The organism is Ramlibacter paludis (assembly GCF_022012305.1).
Lineage (GTDB): Bacteria > Pseudomonadota > Gammaproteobacteria > Burkholderiales > Burkholderiaceae_C > Ramlibacter > Ramlibacter paludis.
Genome location: NZ_JAKLTM010000005.1, coordinates 90,269 through 110,475, shown reverse-complemented (window position 1 = coordinate 110,475; position 20,207 = coordinate 90,269). Strand labels below are relative to the sequence as shown.

The following is a 20,207-nucleotide window of genomic DNA, read 5'->3' as shown; positions in this document are numbered from 1 at the left end:
ATTAGATCCATTCTTAGGCGGCCTTCCGTCTTCTCGATGAAGCCTCATTCTCCAAGGAATCGAGCGCTGAAGCGGTAATTTGACCGAGGGCAGACGAAAACCGAGGGGGCACTGCATTTCCGATCATGTAGTACTGGGACACGGCGCTACCTTTAAAGCGGAAACTGTCCGGAAAGCTCTGGATCCTCGCGCATTCCCGTGGGGTCAGTAGCCTGTCCGCCTCGGGATGGATAAACCTGCCGCAAGTGATCTTATCGATGCCCGCGACAACCGTTCCGCTGGGCTGGTCCCAAACCATCCTCCCATAGATGTTCTTCACGTGTCCTCCGCTACCATAACCGCCATCCACCATCTTCCGCAGATGTGGCGTGAGCAATCGCCGCGGCACGTCTGGCAGTCCACCTCCAGGCGGCACATACTTCAACCGATTCAACAAAGGCTTCTTGTGGGCCATCGCCTTGTGGTTGTAAACCGCGCGACCGCCATTCACAATAATCTCGTCAGAACCTTCTCCGGCTGATATAGGAGGCAGATCTCCAATTGCCTGCCTGAGCGTGGAACGCTGACGGCGCTCCGACTGCAGCCCCTCAGTTATGAGGCGAAGGACATCCTCGGCACCCGCTAGATCCGCGCGAACCGCGATGAAAAGATAGCGAGTCCTCGTTTGCGGTATTCCGAAGTTCAACATATCAACAAAAACTTCGGCGCAGTGCCATTCTGTTTTTGTTGTTGGGTTTAGCATCCGGTAAATTGCCGCAGGGTACAGCTCGCCAGAACGGTGCCGCATGGAGACGATGCCTCTCACGTTCTCCATGAAAAGCACCTTAGGCCTTACCTGTCGAGCGAGCTCCATAAATATGTCCACTAAGGAACTGCGCTTATCTCCTGGACGGCGAACTCCCAGAGTACTGAAGCCTTGACACGGAGGCCCACCAAGGAGTACGTCGACGTTTCCGCGAAGGCGCTCGGCGACGTGTGCTTGACACTCCGCTGCCGCAAGATCCATCACCACGGCCTCAACGCTTGGAATATTCTGAGAGTAAACATCGATGGCAGCAGCCCAGGAGTCGGCGGCAAGCACCCCTTCGAAGTTGGTCGTCGACGCGAATCCCTGCGAAAACCCTCCACATCCGCAAAAAAGATCAGCGAACTTAAATTTGCGCACGTTGCCGTACCTTTGTGGCACCCAATTGAGCGAAGAACCCTTCCGCGAGCGTCTGCGCTAAAAGAGGAGGCACCGCGTTTCCGACCTGAACATACTGTTCGCGCATGTTTCCAACAAAGCGGAAGGAGTCAGGGAAACTTTGAATGCGCGCCGCCTCCCTCACAGATAGGGTGCGATTCTCCCACGGGTGGATGTACATGTAGCCGTCCATGCCGATGTGCGCCAGGACCGTCCAACTAGGCCGATCGGGGTGGAGGCGCTTCAGTCGATCGTGAAAGATGTCCTCGCGGAACGGCAATATTTTTCGGACTTTGGGAGGAAGATCCATGTACTTCATACCAGGCAACATGTGCCGAAAGACCTGCTTTGCACGGTCATTTGATACTCTGCATACGTTATTTCCCACCATAGCTTGGTTGCCTCGCATCGCTATTTGGTACGGCGACAAGGCACTATCTTTCGAATACGGAAGCAGGTCTAGCCGAGCCCCGTCCTGAATTTTGGGTAAATCTTCGAGCGCATCCTTGACCGTTACCGGTGGCAACTGCGACGCGAGCGAGAGGGACAACTGCTTTACCTCATCCGTTTCTAGCGCATGAGTTGCCGCCGGGAAATGGTAGGCCCGCCTTCCTTTCAACGCAGCAATGAATAGTCTGCGCCTCGCTTGCGGGACACCATAGTGCACGGCATTTAGCTGGCTCCAGCTCACGCTATATCCAAGCATGCTCAATTTGGCCAACACAGCGTCGAAGAGCTTACCGCCGTCCTTAGTACGAAGTTGCGGGACGTTTTCGATAAGAACAGCGCGCGGTGAGAAATACTCAACGTACTCAAGGAACGGGTGAACCAGATACTTTCGTTCATCTTTCTTCACTCGACTTCCGGCCAGCGATTTTATTTTAGGTGCGCCGATGCTGGAGAATGGTTGACAAGGCGGACCCCCTATGATCATGTCGACTTCACCGCGCCGCACGCCCGCCTTCACTGCGAACTCTTTCGGAGTTAGGGTCGTAATGTCCTGCGAGATGGACGTGCAGGATTCAAAGTTCGCCTTGTGCGTAGCTGCAAAGACGGGGATAGATTCGAGCGCAGCGGCAATTCGAAATCCAGCAGCCACGAAACCTGCACTCATTCCTCCTGCACCGGCAAACAGATCGACAACAATCGGAACCGCCGTATTCATAACTTTCCAGTATTGGCCATTAGTTAGCTTGCAGATTTCTTAGGTGGTATTTCAATGATCACCGTATTACTGGATTGCTCCATGCGAACGATTCTGCACTTGCCGATTAGGGCTTTCGCACCGAGTTCTGCAACTTTATCGCGGGGAATGATCCCAACTTTAGTGACGCCGCGGAAAACAACAAAGGTGTCTTGCACTGTTGGAATCTTTTCACGGTATTCGTTCTTGTTGGCAAGTTGCCGGCGGACCTCTGCCAAAGCGCCTGCCCTCATCAACGAATAGACCACGGGCGATATGGCGTCTAGCTTGATTTCCATTGTTCTCTCCACTGCCACCAAGAGTGATAAAAGGAACTCATTTTAGAGGCGCCGCACGCTTCTCGGCAGAGGGGCGATACGGATCGATGCGCCTTCGACTTCGGATGCCGTCGATTTCCCAAACAGGACAGGTGTCCCGTTCGGTGAGCCGTGAGCCGTGAGCCGTGAGCCGTGAGCCGTGAGCCGTGAGCCGTGAGCCGTGAGCCGTGAGCCGTGAGCCGTGAGCCGTGAGCCGTGAGCCGTGAGCCGTGAGCCGTGAGTATGGCACTCGCGGCCACGCTCTCTGAGCGGGGGGTCCCAAGATGGGCGCCCGCAAATCGCGGCCGCCGTCGCTTCCCAACAACTTTCGCGGCCGCGCCGATTGTCCCTCTTTAGACTACGGGCACACCGCTAACACGCTTGGGCTAGCGGTCCCATCGCCGCGCCTCTTGAAAGCGTTGGCAACCCTAAAGTGCCTCAATCGATGGCCGCAAAGTGATGGCTCCAATACTGCCGCCTCAGCATAGACCACGTGCGGCAGGCGGAAGATGCGGCGATTCAATCCTCACTATAGGTCGGAGCAGATTCATGAACAATGGCGTGATGGGCACTGTACGGCGCAAAATCCGTACCATATACATTGCTCTATTTAGAGCACTCCCCAGGATGCGCGAAGGTACGCGGAGGGTTTCAACGAATCCTGGAAGGGATCTTCAATGAGTCAGCGCATAGGTAATTGATGCCCATGGCCACCGACAACGAACTCTTAGCCATTACGGCGTTGTGAGCCTCATGAATCAAGTGTCTGAACTTCGAGGGCAAGTGCCAGCGTTCCTTGCCAAATATGACGCCACTACCATGGACAGTGTGTGGCTAGACCAATCAAGTCGGTTTAGGTCCTTCTGGATTGACCGGATCATGGCTCCCGACACGGAGCCGATCTCCGCCTCTGACTGTGACCAGATCATTAGGATTCTGGATCGGAATGCAAAAGGCAACTCTGCGGGGAGTCAAGCCGTCGCCCGCGCGATGATCCCGCAGGGTGCTTGGAGGCGCATGTTCAACGAACTTCATGCGCACAAGGAACTTGGAGCGGCGGTCGATCGCGTTCTTTCCGAAGACGACACGCAGCGCAAGGCGGCCGCCATTGACGAGCTCTATAGGCTCAATGCCGGACAGAAAAATCATCTTACAGGCCCGAGCGGTAATGCAATCGGTGCGCTGCTTGCAGCGTGGTCTCCCGCGAAGAATCTGTCGATGATCTCTCTTAATGACAGACGCTTAGTCATCGACTACTTGGGCATGGACCTTCCTTTCGATTGGAACGAAGCGTCGATTGGCAATCGCATTGCGAGCACAAACGGCATCATCCTGTGGGCGGCAATGCAACTCGACCTGCCGTCTTCTGCTCGTACAGTAACCGCGTTCTTCTATTCTTCGACCGTTAAAGGATTGTGGCGCAGCGAGCACACGGTTAATCTGCCAGGAGGGAGTGTCAACGTCTCTGTGCCAGCTCCGCCTGATGACGATGCAGAAGTCATGGCGATGGCTATAGGCGATAGTAGCGTCGCTGAGGAGATCCGTGAGTCAATGCAGATCCAAGCCCTTCTGGCGCATATCGGAACTCAGATGGGCTTTTCAATTTGGCTACCTCGCTCCGATCGAAGCCGAGTTTTGAAGGCTTGGACTCCAGGCCCAGGCGAGCTCTTAAACGCGCTTCCGCTCGGCTATGACTCTACTACCACCGCGACTATCGAGCAGATCGACGTTCTCTGGTTGCGGAGGCGATCTATCGTCCGCGCATTCGAAGTGGAGCACACCACTTCCGTCTACTCCGGCCTGCTCCGTATGGCAGATCTGGTAGCCCTACAGCCAAACATCAACGTCAAGCTGCATATCGTTGCTGGAGTCGAGCGGCGTGAAAAAGTCCTTCGCGAGATTCAGCGCCCTGTATTCTCCCTTTTGGAGGGCCGGGCACTGCGCGAGATGTGCACGTACCTTTCCTATGACCGGGTACGTGAGATCGGTGAGCTTAAGTATCTAGAACATCTGTCCGACGCAGTAATTGGTGAATACGAGGAGTGGGCGGACAGTGAGCGAGAACAGTCATAGAACGGGCCAATTCGTAGGAAAGCAGGTGCGCGCTAAAGTCCCCGAGCGGAGTCCTGCCGCAGCTCCGACGGAGACGAAGCCGGCAGAGTCGCAATCATCTGCAGCACCGGCTGACGCCACCCAACCAAAGCACCAGTAGCGGCCACGCCGGCAGACCTCTTGGCGAGAGAGGCATGGAGCGTTCCTGCCACGCTCCCTGCATAGCTTCAGGTTGAAGGTATACGTGCGTGCACGAAGGGCCTACAAATTGCCCCACATGAGCAGGCCCTGCAACTACACCTTCCTCACCTCGATCGAAGTGAATGAGACCTCGGAGTAAATCGTCCGCGCCGGCCGCTCCGCCCGAAGTTGTCCCACTTCGATCTGCAACTGCTCGATCCGCCGCAGGTACCCCGCCAGCAGCCCGATCGTGAACAGGTCAAAGTCGAAATCCTTCCCCTGCCTCCGCGCCTCCCGCAACGACAGCGCCGTCTCCAGATCCCGCTGCTGCGGCTTCAGCAGCCCATACTCCACCAACTCCCGCACCTGCCCCCTCGTCAACCCCGAAGTCCGCTCGAAGTCATCCGCCGGCAGCAGTTCCTGCTCCCCACCCTGAAGATGTTCCACCGCTTCAGTCATGACTTCACCTCCTGCGCGTCCTTGCGGGGCTTGAACCCGCTCTCCTTCGCCAACGCCTCGAACAGCTCCCGCTCGCGTGCCGTCAGCGTCCCCGGCACATCGATGTGCACCACGGCGTACAGATCACCAGCCGCTTGGCCGGACCCGAGCCCGCGCCCGCGCAAGCGCAGCTTCTGCGCCGAATGCGTCCCCGCGGGCACGGTCAGCATCACGTCGCCGTCCAGCGTCGGCACCTGCACCGGGCCGCCCAGCGCGGCTTCCCAGGGGGCCAGCGCCAGGTCGAAGTAGAGGTTGCGGCCTTCGACGCGGTAGCGCGGGTGGGGCTTGAGGCGGATGTGCACGTAGATGTCGCCGTCGGGCCCGCCGTTGCGGCCCGGGGCGCCCTTGCCGCGCAGGCGCAGCTTCTGGCCCTCGGCCACGCCGGACGGCACCGTCACCTCCAGCGTCTGCGGACCCTCGGGGCGCTGCAGGTCGAAGTGCAGCGTGGTGCCGCGGTGCGCGTCCTCCAGGCTGAGGGCGGCCTCCACGTCGTAGTCCTGGCCCGGGCGCGGGCCGCGCGCGCGGGCGCCGGCGCCGCCGTGGCGGCCGCGCAGAGCGTCCAGCAGGTCGGAGAGGTCGATGTCGTCTGAGAAGCCGCCGGCGAAGGCGCCAGGGTCGAACTGCTCGCGCCAGTCGTGCGACGCGGTGAATTCCTCGCCCGGGCGGCGCTGGCCGAGCGCGTCGTAGGCGGCCTTCTTCTCGGCGTCCCGCAGCGTGTCGTAGGCCTCGGAGATTTCCTTGAAGCGCGCCTCGGCTTCGGGCTCCTTGGAAACGTCGGGGTGGAATTTGCGCGCCAGCCGCCGGTACGCCTTCTTGATGGCGTCGGCGTCGGCGTCGCGCGGCACCTCGAGCGCGGCGTAGTAGTCCTTGAATTTCACGCGGGTCTCCCGGGTGGAACGGGCACGGCCCAAAGATACCGCAGGCGGGCGGCGCTGGGGAGCCCGCGCGGCAGGCGAGAATCGCCCTCGCCATGAACATCTCCATCCTCGGCAGCGGCGCCATCGCCCTGGCCAACGCCGCCTGGCTGGCCCACGCCGGCCACGCCGTCACCGTCTGGTCGCCGGGCGGGCAGGGCGCCAGCGCTTTGAAGCACGAACCGCTGCGCTGCGAAGGCCTGCTGGAGGCGGAGCTGGCGGTGTGCGTGGCCGACGATCCGGCAGAGCTCGCGGCCGCGGCGGATGTGCTGCTGCTGGCCCTGCCGCTCAACGGCCACCGCCCCGTGATCGACCGCGTGCTGCCGTACCTGCGCTCGGGGCAGACGGTGATCGTGAGCTCGATGAATTCGCTGTCGGCGCTGTATCTCTTCGAGCAGGCGGCGGCGCGCGGGCTGGACATCACGGTGGCGAGCCTGGGCACCACCGTGCTCACCGCCCGCCGCAGCGGCGAGGCGCAGGTGCGCATCAATGCGAAGCGACAGGAGCTGGGCTTGTCGACGCTGCCGCACGCGCGCAGCGCGGAGGCGATGGCGCTGTGCCGTGCGCTGTTCGGCGACGTGTTCATTGCGCACGCGCATTGCCTGGAAACGGTGCTGACCAACGTCAACCCGGTCGCGCACGGGCCGCTCGCGCTGTTCAACTGGACGCGCATCGAGCGCGCCGAGCACTGGCCGCAGTACCACTACATGACGCCGCAGGTGTCGGCGGTGATTGCGCGGCTCGATGCGGAAAGGCTGGCGTTGGCGACGGCGTTCGGCGTGAAGGTGCGGACGATCGAGGAGCACTTTGCGAAGTCGTTCGGCGCGACGGCGGAGACCCTCGCGGAGATCGCAGCGGAGCTGCATGCGAAGCGGGGCGGGCCGCCGGGGCCGACGGATGTGGGAACGCGGTATCTCAGCGAGGACATTCCGTTCGGGTTGGCGTTCGAGGTGGTGTTGGGGGAGATCGTGGGCGTGGACATGCCCGCTACGCGGACGGTGGTGGAGGCGAGCGGGTTGGTGCTGGGACGCGATTTGGCGGCGGAGAACGATCTCGTCGGCCCGCTGCGTCTGCGAGACGAGACGCCAAGCACCCTATTACGCCGCGTGCGAAGCTGATTGCCCACCAAGGGCGCGGCCGCCTCGCGCGAAGCTCAAGCGGACGAAATTTCCTCTATGAGCTTGCCAGTGTCACACGCCGCAATCGCCAGCTTCTGCATTGCCCTGGTCGCAGCCACGTAAAACAAGCGAGCCTCCTCTTTCTCGTCCTCGCCGGCGCCAGGCATTTGCCCGACGCCGCAAAGCGCCACCACAGGAAACTCCAACCCCTTGCTTCCGTGCATGGTCATCACCTTGATGCTATCGGCCCGCGGGTCATACCCCCCTGACTTGGTCCGCACCTGGTGAGGCAATTTGCGCGCCTTCAGGGCCTGTCCAATTTCCGCCAGCTGCGTCGTCTTCCGGCAGAGCACCGCCATGTCGCCCCAAGGGTGGCCATCCTCGTGGGCACTCGCCAGTACTTCCGCGATCTTGGAAGGTTCGGCTGCGACGCTTGACAGGCGGATGATCAAGGGCTGCTGCCCATCACGACCACAGCTCAGGGGCTTGACGACCGGCACGCCATCGTCGTCCTGCTCTTGCGGACTGAGGAACTTGGCCGCGACAACACTAGCCGTCTGAAGGATCTGGCGAGTATTGCGATAGTTGATCCGAAGGATCGTCGTCCGACCAGCGGCCTGGATTCCGACACTCTTGAAGCTGAACCCGCGGTCTTTGCTCTTCCCATAGATGTCCTGGGCGCTGTCGTACAGGACCAGGACGCTATTGGTCTCCGGGTCGACCATCTGCGTGGCCAGCTTCAGCCACTCGGGATGGAAGTCATGCCCCTCGTCGATAAGGACCGCTTGGTACTGCCCGGATGGGATTTGGGACTTGGCGACGCCGCTGATGACGTTGTCCACAATGGCCTTCATTACCTTGTCACCAAAGCCTTCCGGCACCGGTTGCTTGTGGTCCACCAATTGGTCGCGGCACCACTTGTGAAAATTGCGCACATGGACGCGCTCCGCGAGGCCCTTCGCCGCGAACGTCGCTTCGAGTTTCTGCGAAAGAGGCTTGTTGTAGCAAAGAACGAGGATGGGCTTGGTCGACGGACACTTGGCCAGGTGTTCAGCTCGATAGCCTAGGATCATGGTCTTGCCGGAACCGGCCACGCCATGAATCACACGATGGCCATCTCCAAGGCTGCGAGCAAGCTGCTCCTGCTGGAGGTCCATAACGCGCATCATGTCCGGCAGGTCGTCCTGGCCATCTTCCGTGAACAGCCCGCTTTGCGAGGGGATCCGCACTTCGGGGAACATGATCCAGCGAACGCGTTCAAGCTGCGTGGGCGACATCGCCGAGCCGAAAGAATGCGGAAACATTTGCCATAGGCGCTGCTGGAATTCCTCGACCTCGGCGGACTCGAGCATCTCGTCCTTGCAGATCGCGTAGTGCGGGTCGATGGCCTGGTGCAAGCCCGCGTCAGTGAACTGCTTGCGGGTGATGTTCGTGAAGACGACTCCGTGACCCCAAGGGAATGCCAACTTTCCCTTGTGCGGACCGTCTTGCTGGATCAGTTGCACGTCCTGTTCCAAGGCGCGCACCACCTGGATGGCGCCATGCCGAGCTTGCTCGAGCGGATTCTTGACGACCTTGTGCTGGCCGTCGGGTGCGATGTCCCAGGCCTGTCTGGAAGCTTTGACGATGGTCTCAAGCTTCCAGTCCTTGGTCTCCAGGATCAGGATGCCGCGTTGGGGATGGATGACGACGAAGTCTGGATGCGTGCGCATCGGGCCGACAGGTACGTCGTACCAGATCAAGTAATCGTGATCAAGTTTCTGTTCCAGCCGTTCTGCCAAGCGGCGCTCGCCCGAAGTCATGCGTGCTACGCACGCACCGAGCGCAGGGATTAATACTGCCAACTGCTTTTCCTCCGCCAGCGATGATCAATGAACAGCGGGCTGGAGGCAAGGGGCGTCGCCCAGAAATCGAACTCACCCCCTCTACCTGCAGGGACCGTCACCGTCCGCCCAAGCGCCGGCGCCGTTCCTGCAGTTCAGCAATTTTTTCCTCGAGGGCAGCCATTTCCTCGGCAGACGGGATTTCCACCCCAGCCTGATCCAGATCGTAGGTGGATTGCCACCGAGGCAGAACGGACTGGAGGGAAACGTACTCCGCAGCAGCGCGAGTCGCGATCGCCGCCTGGAGCGCCGTCCGATTTGCATCCGTTCCATGCTGGATGAACACAATCTTTCCAGCCGCGACCGTCTGACCGGCATGGGATCCGAAGAGCCAGTCGACGAGCCCAGTTTGGTCAGCGTGTGCAGAGTAGCCATCCAGTTGCGCGATCCCTGCGCGCACGGCGGCCAGCGCAAATTCAGCGCCGTCCTTCCAGTGAAGGCTTTCAGAAAGTCGACTACGTTCCTGATCAGGCACGGCAGCAAGTGCCAGCAGCCGGCCGCCGATCGTCGTCGGGCTACAGAAGCCAGCCAATGCAACTGTGTGCCGGTCACTTCCAAGCAGCTTCGGCAGCCAGAATGCAGCGGGGCCTCCATCGCAAGTACCCGAGCTGACGACCAGCACCGCGGGCCCAGCGGTCTCCAGCTTTTCGGCAAGGTGTTCTCGGTTGGCAGGGGTTCGCATCACTGACTTCCAGGACCGCGCGAAGGCGTTCCCCTGGTCTCTGGCAACGCCGCCGACATCCTGCTGGTGTCCCAAAGTAATCTTGCAGATATCTATGACTCGTTTCACATGGTCGGCATTTCGATCATCCAGGCCGAACCAGGCGAACATCTGCTTGCCGAGCCAGAGCGGTCGCACTTTTCCCTTGGAACCATTGCACTCGGTGCGCTCGAGCGCTTCCAGGAACACTCGGTTGATCTGTCTTGCTCCAGGCGAGTCCAAGTACAGCGGGATGGCGCCATAGCGTTCCGGCGATGCCGCCGCAAGCCAGTGCAGGTCAAATAGGACGTCCTGAGTGCGGCCGTACGAGAAGGCTGGAATCAGGAGCACGCCCGATCGATCGATCGCGCGATCCAGGAGGGCGCGCAGCCGTTCGCGTCGGGCAGCGGGATCCTGATCGATAGAGGGGCGCACCTTCCCACCATATGTGGACTCCACGACGGCGAAATCGCAGCCGGGAACGCCCATCCGGTGGCGCAGGAACGGAAGGCTCTCGCGATCCTCGGCATTCGGCCCGAGGTCCCCGGAGAACGCGATGCTCCGTTGCTCGCCTCGCCGGGGCGGCCCCCAGTGGACGGCGACCGACAAAGCCCCGACGACGTGACCTGCCCGGAAGAAGCGAAGGAAGAGGTCCTCGGCAACTGGATGGAACTTGCCCAGAAGTTGGCCCGAACCAGGCTCGTGCCATTGGATGAGATCCACGTCGGCTTCTGAGTATTCGACTCCGCCAAGCCTGGCGGCATCCTTGAGCAACAGGGCAGCGATACGCGCGGTCTCCCGTGAGCAGTAGACACTGCCGTGAAAGCCCTTCCTATAGAGCAATGGGAGGAGGCCGCAGTGGTCGATATGCGCGTGCGTGAGAACCACGAACTGGATCGTCCTCGGATCGAATGGAACCTCCAGCTTGTTCCATTGCGCCGCCGTAGGCTCCCCCTGCTGCATACCGCAATCAACGAGGAAATTCCACCCGCGGTCATCGTCCCACAGCCAAGTGCAGGAGCCAGTGACCTTGCCTACCGGACCCAAAAATCGGACCATCATCTGGAAACCTCCAAGTACTTTTTGACGACCTGCCGTCCTTAAAACAACGGAACGACAAGCCGATGGAAGTCTCGCGAAGGGACGGTTCCTAGAATACGTTTTATGGAGAAGACAGAAAACATTACGGTATCACGGGCGGCCTACGACACAGTGCACGAGGCCAAGGATGGCGCAAAGTCCGTCGCAGCAACTTGTGCCGGAAACTCCGCGAGCGGGGCGCCACGGTCTGCATCGTCATTCGGCCATTCCGGGCTGCTCGACATGGTTCAGATGTACACCAACCTTGTGCTCTCGAAGGTGGATGGAGGCTATTGGGTAAGCCTCAAATCCAAAGAGGCTGGCACCCAAGGGGTTCCGAAATCGCAAGCGCAATGAGCCGGTCCCTTTGCCAGTGCGGAATTGATAGGTTATGCAGCCCAGGGATCAATCACCCCCGCGCCGCTGGATCCCGGCTCAAGGCCGGGATGACAACCGTAGGCGGTATGCTCAACGCATGAAGACCCTAGCCACCTTCCTCGCCGCCGCCATCTTCGCCTGCGCAGCCCAGGCCCAGCCCGCCGGCCAGACCATCCACCTGGTCGTGCCCTTTGCCGCCGGCGGCGCGCAGGACGTGCTGGGCCGCTACCTCGCGACCAAGCTCGGCGAGCGCACCAAGGCCTCCGTCATCGTCGACAACAAGGCCGGCGCCAGCGGCGTGGTGGCGGGGGACTTCGTCGCCAAGGCCGCGCCCGACGGCACCACGCTCTTCCTCGCCACCGGCGGCGCCCTCACCATCGCGCCCCACCTGAATCCCAAGCTGCCTTACGACGCGCGCACGAGCTTCGTGCCGGTGGCGCTGATCGGCGACACGCCGATGACGCTGAGCGTGCGCGCGCAGAGCCCCTACCAGTCGATCGCCGACGTGCTGAAGGATGCCAAGGCCAACCCGGGCAAGGTGACCTACGGCTCCAGCGGCAACGGCAGCGTGTCGCACCTGACCGGCGAGCTGCTGGCGCAGGCGGCCGGCGTGCAGTTCACGCACGTAGGCTACCGCGGCGCCAACCCGGCGATGGTCGACCTGCTGGGCGGGCAGATCGCGATGATGGTCACCAGCTCCGCGTCGATCGAGCCGATGGTGGCGGACAAGAAGGCGCGCGTGCTGGCCACCTTCACCCGCGCGCCGCTGCCCAACTTCCCGGGCGTGCCCACGGTGGGCCAGGCGACCGGCATCAAGGGCCTGGAGGTGCCGGTGTGGATCGGCATCATGGCGCCGGCGAAGACGCCCGCGGCCACCGTCGACAAGCTGGCCGCGGAGTTCACCGCGATCTGCCAGTTGCCGGAAACGCAGGAGCGCTTCAAGACGTTGGGCGCGCTGGCGATGTGCGGCGGCGCGGCGGATCTGGAGAAGGTGGTGGCGGAGGATTATCAGCGCTGGGCGCGGGTGATCAAGCAGGGGAACATCAAGGGCGAATGAGTTTGCGCGGGGAGCCGCGGTTCGGCTTCGCGCTCACCACGGCCTACGAGGCTTGGTTTGGTCCCCGTAGGCCGTGGTGAGCCTTGCGAACCGCGGCTCGCCGCCAGGCTAAACCCCCGCCTCCACCGGCTCCCCCAGGTTCTGCATCAACCGATTCGCCCACGCAAAAATCGCGACGGCGTGAATCCAATCCAGGATCTCCAGTGACGTCAGCCCCGCCGCCCGCAGCGGCGCGAGCTGCGCCGCGCCGAAGCCCGCTGCATCCTGCGTGAGCGCGATCGACGCCTGCACGATGGCGCGCTCGCGCGCATTGGTGCCCGCCGTCGCCGGCTCCTCGAACACCTGCGCGATCACGTCGTTGCGCTTGGCCAGCTGTTCGAAGCGCTGCGCATGCACCGAGCCGCAGTACACGCAGCCATTGACGCGCGACACGACCGTGCTGGCCAGCTCACGCTCGGCGCGCGACAGGCCGCCGGGCGCGTACATGATCGCGTTGAAGACGATGGAGCGCTGCTCCAGGATCTCCGGCTGCCAGATCAGCGTCATGTAGTAGTCGGAGCTGGTCGCCTTGGGATGGCTGGTCTTCAGGATCTCCAACTGCCGCGGCGTGGCCTGCTCCAGCGGCAGCGTGGGCAGCCAGGCCTTCCAGCCCAGCGTGGCGCTGGTGAAACCCTGGATGCGCAGCGGCTCGCCGGGCGGCGGCAGGTTGGCCGGATGCACGAAGGGTTCGGCGTCGGCCTGGGGCGGCGCGACGTCGCCCTGGCCCTCGGCGGCCAGCGCCTGCAGGCCCGCGATCACGCGCACCTGGTAGGTCACCAGCGCGATCAATTGGCCCAGCGTGACGACATCGGCCGTGGCGAGACCCGCAGCGGGCAGGCGCAGGATCGCTTCGCGATCGCCTTCGACCGGGCGCGTGGCCAGCGTGGAAGCGAAGGTGAGGATCGCATCCAGGCGCGGACCTTGTTGCGGCGGCTGCGTCGTGGCCAGCTGCCCTCGGTACCAGGCCGCGAGCGCCGCCCCGCCACTGAGTTCGGCGACGGTGGCGGCGGCCAGCAGGCGCTCGCCCAGCGGCATGCCGGGCAGGGCGGGGTCGAACACGGCTCGCAGGCAGGCCTGCGTGGCGGCCACCACCTTGTCGCGCTGGTGGCGCACGGTGTGGGCGGGCTGGCCCGGGCGCAGCGGCACCAGGGCGTCGATCAGGTCGTCGGTGAAGTTCATGGCTTGCCGTCGTAGGCGGGAAAGGTGGCGGGCGTCCACTCGTGCCCCTGCAGTTCGGGCTCGGCGTAACGCTGCATGGTGGCGAAGTGCAGCGGCGCGTCTTCCACCAGCAGCCTGGCCGCGAGGCCGCGCGCCAGGTGTTCGGCGCCGTCGCTGATCTGCGGGATGTCGCCCGAGACCTGGCCGTGCGAAAGCGCGGCGATGAAGTTGAAGCAGTACACGCGCTCGAGGCCGGGGCACATGCCGGGCTGCTTCGGCTGGAACTCGAACATCGGGCCGAGGTCGGGAGATTCGGCGAGCTCGGTGTCTTCCTCGCCGGCGGGCGCACTGTAGCGGTCCTGCCAGAGGCGCACGCAAGGCGCGATGGTGGCGAACTCGGGGCGCAGCGCCCAGTCGAGGCGGAAGCCGGTGCTGAAGATCACGGCGTCGGTTGCCAAGGGACCTTGCGTGGTCTCGAGCTTGAGGGCGCCGTCGCTGCGCACGCTCGCGCCCAGCACGCCGGTGCCGATGTGGAAGTGCGCATGGGCGTGGCGCGACACGCGCAGGGTGCTGCCTTGCGGCGGCGGCACCTGCTGCGCGTTGATGTAATGACGGAAGCGCCATTTCCACTCGTCGGGCAAAGCGCGGAAGCCGTGCGCCATGCCGGGACTGCCGATGCCCTTGCCCTTGTTGACGGTGGGCAGCACCTTGCGGCGGATGAAGAGGTCGACGCGCGCGGCGCCGGCTTCGAGTGCGGTCGCGGCGACGTCCATGGCGGAGGCGCCGCCACCGATCACGGCAACGCGCTGGCCGCGGAAACGTTCGCCGTCCCAGGTCTCGCTGGAGTGGACCCAGCGTTCACGCGGGAGGGCTTCGGCCCACTCGGGGAGCTTGGGGCCGCCGAGGCCGTCGCGGCCGGTGGCCAGCACGACGTGGCGGGCGAGAACGACATACGAACGTGCTGCGTTCGCGTCGTCCTGCAGATGCAGTTCGACCACGCCGTCGGCGCGCGGCCGCACGTCGGTCACGCGCTGCTGGTTGCGCACGTCCAGGCCCCGCACCTGACGGTACCAGCGCAGGTAGTCGGCCCATTGCAGGCGCGGGATCTTGTCGAGCGCGGCCCAGGCTTCCAGGCCGAACTGCGCCTCGAACCAGGCGCGGAAGGTGAGGGCCGGCATGCCGAGCGCCGGGCCGGTCAGTTCCTTCGGCGAGCGCAGCGTTTCCATGCGCGCGGTCGTGGCCCACGGGCCTTCGAAGCCGGCAGGTGCGCGGTCGAACAAGGTGGCGGGAATGCCCAGCTGCGCCAGCGAGGCGCCGAGCGCGAGGCCACCCATGCCGGCGCCGATGATGGCGACTTCGAGTACCGGTTGGCCGTCCTTGGTTTGCGGCGGGACCCAGCGCTTGGCGGGAAGGTTGAGCCAGGTGAGGTCCTGGCGCAGGCGGGCCTCGAGGGCGGCGAGGCCGGCGGGGGGAAGGGGAGTCGGGGAATTCATCGGAAGAAGCAAGGATAACCAGTGGGCGGGGTTCGGCTTTTCCTGAGCGACTTGAAGCTTCACGCTGCTTTTTCCTGCGGCCTTTGCCAGCTACCGTCGTTCTCCTGAATACCTCTCACAGGAGACCCTCATGAAAAAAGCACTTGCCCTGATGGCCATCGTCCTGTCGCTGGGACTGACGGTGGCCATGGATGCCGAAGCCAAGCGCCTGGGTGGCGGCAAGTCGGCCGGCATGCAGCGCTCGAACGTCACCGCGCCCGCAGCCACGCCCGGCTCGCCGGCGACCGCGCCTACGGCCGGTGCTGCTGCGACGGCTCCCGCTGCCGCTGCGGCCGCCGCGCCGGCCAAGCGCAGCTGGATGGGCCCGATCGCCGGCCTCGCCGCCGGCCTCGGCCTGGCCGCGCTGGCTTCGCACCTCGGCTTCGGTGAAGCCTTCGGCAACATGCTGATGATCGGCCTGCTGGTGATGGCGGCGCTGGCCCTGTTTGCCTTCGTGATGCGCAAGCGCGCGATGGCGCAAGGCGGCGGCCTCGCGGGCGCCGGCGGCGTCGGCAACCTGGGCCGGCCGCAACCCGCGCAGGACGTGGCCTTCCGCCAGGCCGGCGGCTCGATGATCGGCTCGGGCCTGCATACGGGCACGCAGGTCGGCAACATCCCCGCCGACTTCGACACCGCGGCTTTCGTGCGCAATGCCAAGGACCAGTTCATGGCCCTGCAATCCGCGAACGATGCGCGTGACCTCGACCGCCTGCGCGACTACCTGACGCCGGAGATGTTCGAAGTGGCGCGGGCCGAGATCAGCGAGCGCGGCGATGCGCAGCAGAAGACCGAGGTGTTCGGCCTCGAAGCGCAAGTGCTCGACGTGGCGCAGGAAAGCGACCGCTACATCGTCAGCGTGCGCTTCACCGGCAGCACCCGCGACCAGCACGGCGCGGTGCCGGAGTCGCTGGACGAGACCTGGCACCTGGTGAAGCCGAAGGCAGGCTTCGGTGGCTGGGTGATCGCCGGGATCCAGCAGAACTGACGCGGCCGCTCACCCCTGCAACAAACGCTGCACCAAGGGGTGCTGGATCTTCCGCTCCGCCGAGATCAGGTGGAAATGCTCCACCACCTCGGGCGTCTCCCCCAGCAGCTTGAGCCCCGGATCCTTCAGCAGCTCCGCGTTCGACCAGCGCGAGGAAGGAAACGCCCCCATGCCGCTGCGGCCGAAGGCCGCGAGCAGCGCGCTGTCCTCGAATTCGCCCGCGATCCGCGGGCGAATTTCCTTCCGCTCGAACCACTGGTCCAGCCGCGGCCGCACCGCGGCATGGCCCGTCGGCAGCAGCACCGGCAAGTCGGCCAGGCAAGCCGGGAAGGGCTTCTTCGTCTTCTTCGCCATCGCCGCCGGCGCGAACCAGGCCATCGGCGCCTCGCCCAGCGCGTGGCTGTAGAGACGCAGGTTCGGATTGGGCGGCGCAGCGCGATCGGAGAGCACCGCATCCAGCCGATGCAGTGCCAGGTCGGCCAGCAGGCGATCGAATTCGTCCTCGTGGCAGAGCAGCCGCACGCGCGGATCCTCCACCGCCGGCTGCAGCAGGTGCCGCACCACCAGCTTGGGCATGCTGTCGGAGATGCCGACCGCCAGCCGCAGGCCCTGGCCGGTCGCGGCGTCGCGCACGGCGGCCGGCAACTGTTCCCCGAGCTGGAAGATCTGGTCGGCGTGCGCCATCGCAGCGACGCCCGCTTCGGTGAGGACGATCCCGCGTCCGGCCGGCTTGAAGAGGGAGTGCCCCAAGGCCTGTTCCAAGAGGCGCACCTGGGCGCTGACCGTCTGCACCGCCATGTCCAGCCGCGCCGCCGCGCGCGCCATGCCGCCTTCCTTGGCGACGACCCAGAAGTAATACAGGTGCCGGTAGTTCAGGGGCGCGGTCATGGCGGCGAGTGTGCCTCGGCGGCCGGACCTTAAGCGAATTGCTTACATCGCCCTAGCGTAATCGAGACTGGCGGGTTCGGTTGCCGATGCCGACACTCTTCACATCCAGTCACAACCTTCCCGCCGCCCATGTTCAACCTCAACCGCCTTCTCCCGAGCCGCCGCAAGCTGGAACACCACTGGTCCGACACCGTCGTCGCGCCGCCCGACACGGTGATCCTGGTCGACGAAGACCGGCTGGCCGCCGCCGAATCGGAATGGGACGAACTCTTCCTGCTGCCGGCCGACAGCCCGTCGCAAAACAACTGAAGGCGTCTGCGCCGCACCACAAATCTGCCTGCGGGCAGATTTTTTTTGGCCTGACAAAGCTGTGGAGCGTTCCGGCACAACCTCTGCCTTATCCACACCACGGCCGGGTAAGCCGAAGTTGTCCCTGCCGGCGGTACAGCAGAAAAGCAGGGCTGCCCACAGTGCTCCACCGCACGCAGGTGCTTGATGGCAAAAGGGAAATTCGCGGTTGTCCACAGCGCGGGTGCTCCCTTATCTACTACTGCTATCTTTAAACAAAGAAAACAAGAGAAGACAGCCGCCAACCAAAACAGCCGGTCGGCCGCAGGCCTCTTGTGCCCTTTGCGCATCGGCGCAGAATCCGCCCCTCAGGTCGACGGAGGGGTTTGCAGATGCTGACGCTGGTGGTGGGACTGGTGCTGTTCCTGGGTGCGCATTCGGTGCGCGTCTTCGCCGAAGGCTGGCGCACGGCAATGCTGGCCAAAGTGGGCGAGCGCACGTGGAAGGGCGGCTACACGGTGGTCTCGTTGCTCGGGTTCGGGCTGGTCCTGTGGGGCTTCCGGCAGGCGCGCCAGGATCCGACGGTGCTGTGGCCGCACGCGCCGACCTGGGTGGCGCACGCGGTGGGGCTGCTGGTGCTGGTGGCCTTCGTGCTGCTCGCCGCGGCCTACGTGCCGGGCAACCAGCTCAAGGCGAAGCTGCACCACCCGATGGTGCTGAGCGTGAAGTTGTGGGCCTTGGCCCACCTGGTGGCGAACAACACGCTGGCCGACCTGGTGCTGTTCGGGAGTTTCCTGCTCTGGGCGGTGCTGGATTTCAGCGCGGCACGCCGGCGCGATCGGCGCGAAGGCACGGTCTATCCGGCGGGGACGGCAGGACGCACGGCGGTGACGGTGGTGATCGGCGTCGTCGCCTGGGCGGTGTTCGCGTTCTGGCTGCACGCCGCCTGGCTGGGGATCGCGCCGATGGGGCGCACGCTGTAGCTACGGGAGCAGCAGCACGTCGGCCGAGGGACAAGGCCGATCGGAATAGGTGACCACGCCGTCCTGCAGGCACTTGAGCACGAAGCGTGGAGCTTCGGGCAGTTGCAGCGACGACAGCGAGGGCAGCCGGGGCGCGGCGATGTGGCGCGTGCGTTCCGGCATTCCGGTGTGCAGCGTGTAGGCGGCGTAGCCCAGGGCGATGGCGGTAAGCAGGCCCCAGGGGCGGACGGTTGCCGCGACCTGGGCGGACAAGGTGCGTGCCATGCAATCACTCTAAGCGCATTGGCGCAGCCGTCGAGGTAACAAGTGTTGGCGGCTGTTCGCATCGCAGCCGCCCGCAAGGGCAGTTGCGCGGCCCTGTACCCGCGCGCAAGCTGTGATGCGAAGAGGATGCAGTACGCGAGCCGCTGTCTGACAGCCACCGCGGCGATCGCTTCCCAGAATGAACCTGTCACTCTTCACAAGGAAGCACCCAATGGAAGATCTCAAGGCCACGCGGCTGCTGGCCGTGGTGACGGGTGCCTCGTCGGGCATCGGCTACAACCTGGCGAAGATCGCCGCGGAGCACGGCTACGACCTCGTGGTGGCGGCGGACACGCCGCTCGCGGAAGCGGTGATGGATTTCGAGGCGCTCGGTGCGCACGTGACGGCGGTGCAGGTCGACCTGGCCACCAGCGACGGCGTGCAGGCGCTCATAGCCGCGATCGGCGAGCGGCAGGTGGATGCGCTGATGGCGAATGCCGGCCATGGGCTCGGCGGCGCCTTCCTCGACCAAGACTTCACCGACATCCTGCATGTGATCAACACCAACATCACCGGCACCTTGCAGCTGGTGCAGCACGTTGCGCGGCGCATGACCGACCGCGCGAAGGGCGTGGGCAACGGCCGCATCCTGATCACGGGATCGATCGCCGGCTTCCAGCCTGGCAGCTTCCAGGCCGTCTACAACGGCACCAAGGCCTTCATCGATTCCTTCGCGCTGGCCTTGCGCAACGAATTGAACAACACGCGGGTGACCATCAGCCTGCTGTTGCCCGGCGTGACGGACACCGACTTTTTCGTCCGTGCCGACATGCTGGACACCAAGGTGAATACCGGCCCCAAGGCCGACCCGCACGAAGTGGCCAAGCTGGGCTTCGAGGCCATGCTCAAGGGCGAGGCCGACGTGGTGGCGGGGTTCCGCAACCGGCTGGAGCTGGCCCTCAGCAAGGTGCTGCCGGCGCAGGCGCTGGCAGAGATGCATAGGCGCCAGGTGGCGCCGGGCACGGGACGCAGCCATCCCGAATGAAGAAGTTTTTCAACCGCGCGCAAAGGAGTACGCACAGATGACGCATCGCTACAAAAGCCAGCAGCAGGACAAGCAGGCCCCGCAGTCGGGCAAGTCGGTGAACGACACCAACAAGCTGGGCAAGGCCCAGGCCACGCAGAAGAACGAAGGCCGGCGCACGCCCAACAGCCGGCATGACCGCGACAACCTGATCGGCAACAACCAGACGCACATGCGCCAGGGCGGGCCGAACCAGGGCGACAAGTCGTCGCCGCGGCGTTAAGTTTCCTAGGCAGTCGCCCGCTGGACGGGCGCTTCCAGGTCTTCGAAGGCAAAGCACTGCGCCAGGCCGAGCTGGCAGCCGCGCGGGCGCCAGCGCCCGTCGGGCTGCTTGATGAAGACCTGGGTGCCGGCCAGCATGCGGCGCAGCACGGGATCGAAGGCATCGACAGCCGCCGCGGTTAGCGATGCGGCCACGACGCTACCCGGCGTGAACGGGTCGGTGACGGTGGTCATGGCCGCCA

General features: G+C 64.0%; 21 protein-coding genes. 9 read left to right on the top strand and 12 right to left on the bottom strand.

Annotated features, from left to right (window positions below; translation table 11 throughout):
- Positions 1 to 13: 13 nt before the first annotated feature.
- From LZ009_RS17545 to LZ009_RS17535, 3 genes are read right to left on the bottom strand one after another with little or no spacing between them, the layout of a single operon-like run.
- Positions 14 to 1,165 (bottom strand): DNA cytosine methyltransferase, encoded by a 1,152-nt coding sequence (locus LZ009_RS17545; RefSeq protein ID WP_275699260.1) that lies wholly within the window; start codon positions 1,163 to 1,165, stop codon positions 14 to 16.
- On the bottom strand, positions 1,152 to 2,348 hold the full coding sequence (locus LZ009_RS17540) for a DNA cytosine methyltransferase (RefSeq protein WP_275699259.1): 1,197 nt from the start codon (positions 2,346 to 2,348) through the stop codon (positions 1,152 to 1,154). The genes LZ009_RS17545 and LZ009_RS17540 overlap by 14 nt, the downstream gene beginning before the upstream one ends.
- Positions 2,349 to 2,371: 23 nt before the next feature.
- Positions 2,372 to 2,665, bottom strand: coding sequence for a hypothetical protein (locus LZ009_RS17535; protein ID WP_275699258.1), 294 nt, complete (start codon positions 2,663 to 2,665; stop codon positions 2,372 to 2,374).
- 1,035 nt (positions 2,666 to 3,700) lie between these two features.
- On the opposite strand from LZ009_RS17535, the gene LZ009_RS17530 reads away from it, so the two are divergent.
- Positions 3,701 to 4,756 (top strand): hypothetical protein, encoded by a 1,056-nt coding sequence (locus LZ009_RS17530; RefSeq protein ID WP_275699257.1) that lies wholly within the window; start codon positions 3,701 to 3,703, stop codon positions 4,754 to 4,756.
- Between the two features lie 273 nt (positions 4,757 to 5,029).
- Here LZ009_RS17530 and LZ009_RS17525 read toward each other — a convergent pair whose 3' ends face one another.
- Together LZ009_RS17525 and LZ009_RS17520 are read right to left on the bottom strand one after the other, a co-directional pair.
- On the bottom strand, positions 5,030 to 5,374 hold the full coding sequence (locus LZ009_RS17525; RefSeq protein ID WP_275699256.1) for a hypothetical protein: 345 nt from the start codon (positions 5,372 to 5,374) through the stop codon (positions 5,030 to 5,032).
- Entirely contained in the window at positions 5,371 to 6,291 is a 921-nt protein-coding gene (locus LZ009_RS17520) for a DnaJ C-terminal domain-containing protein (RefSeq protein ID WP_275699255.1), read from the bottom strand. Before LZ009_RS17520 ends, LZ009_RS17525 begins: the two co-directional genes overlap by 4 nt.
- A gap of 92 nt (positions 6,292 to 6,383) precedes the next feature.
- On the opposite strand from LZ009_RS17520, the gene LZ009_RS17515 reads away from it, so the two are divergent.
- Complete coding sequence (locus LZ009_RS17515) at positions 6,384 to 7,445, top strand: NAD/NADP octopine/nopaline dehydrogenase family protein (protein ID WP_275699254.1); 1,062 nt, start codon at positions 6,384 to 6,386, stop codon at positions 7,443 to 7,445.
- Between the two features lie 35 nt (positions 7,446 to 7,480).
- On the opposite strand, the gene LZ009_RS17510 is transcribed toward LZ009_RS17515, so the two are convergent.
- A complete protein-coding gene (locus LZ009_RS17510) occupies positions 7,481 to 9,247 on the bottom strand; it encodes a DEAD/DEAH box helicase (protein ID WP_275699253.1) in 1,767 nt (588 codons plus the stop codon).
- A 139-nt stretch (positions 9,248 to 9,386) separates the two neighbouring features.
- The gene (locus LZ009_RS17505; protein WP_275699252.1) at positions 9,387 to 11,090 is read right to left on the bottom strand and encodes an MBL fold metallo-hydrolase; all 1,704 of its coding nucleotides are present in this window, start codon (positions 11,088 to 11,090) and stop codon (positions 9,387 to 9,389) included.
- 102 nt (positions 11,091 to 11,192) lie between these two features.
- Between LZ009_RS17505 and LZ009_RS17500 the strand changes: the two genes are divergently transcribed.
- Together LZ009_RS17500 and LZ009_RS17495 are read left to right on the top strand one after the other, a co-directional pair.
- Complete coding sequence (locus tag LZ009_RS17500) at positions 11,193 to 11,465, top strand: hypothetical protein (RefSeq protein ID WP_275699251.1); 273 nt, start codon at positions 11,193 to 11,195, stop codon at positions 11,463 to 11,465.
- A gap of 118 nt (positions 11,466 to 11,583) precedes the next feature.
- Positions 11,584 to 12,543 (top strand): Bug family tripartite tricarboxylate transporter substrate binding protein, encoded by a 960-nt coding sequence (locus tag LZ009_RS17495; protein ID WP_275699250.1) that lies wholly within the window; start codon positions 11,584 to 11,586, stop codon positions 12,541 to 12,543.
- 108 nt (positions 12,544 to 12,651) lie between these two features.
- Here the strand turns inward: LZ009_RS17495 and LZ009_RS17490 are convergent, their stop codons facing one another.
- Positions 12,652 to 13,761, bottom strand: coding sequence for a CMD domain-containing protein (locus LZ009_RS17490; RefSeq protein ID WP_275699249.1), 1,110 nt, complete (start codon positions 13,759 to 13,761; stop codon positions 12,652 to 12,654).
- Positions 13,758 to 15,233 (bottom strand): flavin-containing monooxygenase, encoded by a 1,476-nt coding sequence (locus LZ009_RS17485; protein ID WP_275699248.1) that lies wholly within the window; start codon positions 15,231 to 15,233, stop codon positions 13,758 to 13,760. Before LZ009_RS17485 ends, LZ009_RS17490 begins: the two co-directional genes overlap by 4 nt.
- A 130-nt stretch (positions 15,234 to 15,363) precedes the next feature.
- Between LZ009_RS17485 and LZ009_RS17480 the strand changes: the two genes are divergently transcribed.
- Positions 15,364 to 16,257 (top strand): Tim44 domain-containing protein, encoded by an 894-nt coding sequence (locus tag LZ009_RS17480; RefSeq protein ID WP_275699247.1) that lies wholly within the window; start codon positions 15,364 to 15,366, stop codon positions 16,255 to 16,257.
- 9 nt (positions 16,258 to 16,266) lie between these two features.
- Here LZ009_RS17480 and LZ009_RS17475 read toward each other — a convergent pair whose 3' ends face one another.
- On the bottom strand, positions 16,267 to 17,145 hold the full coding sequence (locus LZ009_RS17475) for a LysR family transcriptional regulator (RefSeq protein ID WP_275699246.1): 879 nt from the start codon (positions 17,143 to 17,145) through the stop codon (positions 16,267 to 16,269).
- A gap of 129 nt (positions 17,146 to 17,274) precedes the next feature.
- Here LZ009_RS17475 and LZ009_RS17470 point away from each other — a divergent pair, with 129 nt between their 5' ends.
- Entirely contained in the window at positions 17,275 to 17,454 is a 180-nt protein-coding gene (locus tag LZ009_RS17470) for a hypothetical protein (RefSeq protein ID WP_275699245.1), read from the top strand.
- 371 nt (positions 17,455 to 17,825) lie between these two features.
- Positions 17,826 to 18,416, top strand: coding sequence for an NnrU family protein (locus LZ009_RS17465; protein ID WP_275699244.1), 591 nt, complete (start codon positions 17,826 to 17,828; stop codon positions 18,414 to 18,416).
- Here the strand turns inward: LZ009_RS17465 and LZ009_RS17460 are convergent, their stop codons facing one another.
- Positions 18,417 to 18,680 carry a hypothetical protein gene (locus tag LZ009_RS17460; RefSeq protein ID WP_275699243.1) on the bottom strand — a complete coding sequence of 88 codons (264 nt, stop codon included), beginning with the start codon at positions 18,678 to 18,680 and terminating at the stop codon, positions 18,417 to 18,419.
- A gap of 211 nt (positions 18,681 to 18,891) precedes the next feature.
- Here LZ009_RS17460 and LZ009_RS17455 point away from each other — a divergent pair, with 211 nt between their 5' ends.
- Together LZ009_RS17455 and LZ009_RS17450 are read left to right on the top strand one after the other, a co-directional pair.
- The gene (locus LZ009_RS17455; RefSeq protein ID WP_275699242.1) at positions 18,892 to 19,704 is read left to right on the top strand and encodes an SDR family NAD(P)-dependent oxidoreductase; all 813 of its coding nucleotides are present in this window, start codon (positions 18,892 to 18,894) and stop codon (positions 19,702 to 19,704) included.
- 37 nt (positions 19,705 to 19,741) lie between these two features.
- A complete protein-coding gene (locus LZ009_RS17450) occupies positions 19,742 to 19,966 on the top strand; it encodes a hypothetical protein (RefSeq protein ID WP_275699241.1) in 225 nt (74 codons plus the stop codon).
- Positions 19,967 to 19,971: 5 nt separating this feature from the next.
- On the opposite strand, the gene LZ009_RS17445 is transcribed toward LZ009_RS17450, so the two are convergent.
- A complete protein-coding gene (locus tag LZ009_RS17445; protein ID WP_275699240.1) occupies positions 19,972 to 20,199 on the bottom strand; it encodes a hypothetical protein in 228 nt (75 codons plus the stop codon).
- Between the last annotated feature and the right edge of the window lie 8 nt (positions 20,200 to 20,207).

Bases quoted from the DNA above. Each gene is read 5' to 3' on its own strand.
- LZ009_RS17540 (WP_275699259.1), bottom strand. From the start codon at position 2,348: ATGAATACGGCGGTTCCGATTGTTGTCGATCTGTTTGCCGGTGCAGGA.
- LZ009_RS17535 (WP_275699258.1), bottom strand. From the start codon at position 2,665: ATGGAAATCAAGCTAGACGCCATATCGCCCGTGGTCTATTCGTTGATG.
- LZ009_RS17530 (WP_275699257.1), top strand. From the start codon at position 3,701: ATGTTCAACGAACTTCATGCGCACAAGGAACTTGGAGCGGCGGTCGAT.
- LZ009_RS17525 (WP_275699256.1), bottom strand. From the start codon at position 5,374: ATGACTGAAGCGGTGGAACATCTTCAGGGTGGGGAGCAGGAACTGCTG.
- LZ009_RS17515 (WP_275699254.1), top strand. From the start codon at position 6,384: ATGAACATCTCCATCCTCGGCAGCGGCGCCATCGCCCTGGCCAACGCC.
- LZ009_RS17510 (WP_275699253.1), bottom strand. From the start codon at position 9,247: ATGACTTCGGGCGAGCGCCGCTTGGCAGAACGGCTGGAACAGAAACTT.
- LZ009_RS17505 (WP_275699252.1), bottom strand. From the start codon at position 11,090: ATGATGGTCCGATTTTTGGGTCCGGTAGGCAAGGTCACTGGCTCCTGC.
- LZ009_RS17500 (WP_275699251.1), top strand. From the start codon at position 11,193: ATGGAGAAGACAGAAAACATTACGGTATCACGGGCGGCCTACGACACA.
- LZ009_RS17495 (WP_275699250.1), top strand. From the start codon at position 11,584: ATGAAGACCCTAGCCACCTTCCTCGCCGCCGCCATCTTCGCCTGCGCA.
- LZ009_RS17490 (WP_275699249.1), bottom strand. From the start codon at position 13,761: ATGAACTTCACCGACGACCTGATCGACGCCCTGGTGCCGCTGCGCCCG.
- LZ009_RS17485 (WP_275699248.1), bottom strand. From the start codon at position 15,233: ATGAATTCCCCGACTCCCCTTCCCCCCGCCGGCCTCGCCGCCCTCGAG.
- LZ009_RS17480 (WP_275699247.1), top strand. From the start codon at position 15,364: ATGAAAAAAGCACTTGCCCTGATGGCCATCGTCCTGTCGCTGGGACTG.
- LZ009_RS17475 (WP_275699246.1), bottom strand. From the start codon at position 17,145: ATGACCGCGCCCCTGAACTACCGGCACCTGTATTACTTCTGGGTCGTC.
- LZ009_RS17470 (WP_275699245.1), top strand. From the start codon at position 17,275: ATGTTCAACCTCAACCGCCTTCTCCCGAGCCGCCGCAAGCTGGAACAC.
- LZ009_RS17465 (WP_275699244.1), top strand. From the start codon at position 17,826: ATGCTGACGCTGGTGGTGGGACTGGTGCTGTTCCTGGGTGCGCATTCG.
- LZ009_RS17460 (WP_275699243.1), bottom strand. From the start codon at position 18,680: ATGGCACGCACCTTGTCCGCCCAGGTCGCGGCAACCGTCCGCCCCTGG.
- LZ009_RS17455 (WP_275699242.1), top strand. From the start codon at position 18,892: ATGGAAGATCTCAAGGCCACGCGGCTGCTGGCCGTGGTGACGGGTGCC.
- LZ009_RS17450 (WP_275699241.1), top strand. From the start codon at position 19,742: ATGACGCATCGCTACAAAAGCCAGCAGCAGGACAAGCAGGCCCCGCAG.
- LZ009_RS17445 (WP_275699240.1), bottom strand. From the start codon at position 20,199: ATGACCACCGTCACCGACCCGTTCACGCCGGGTAGCGTCGTGGCCGCA.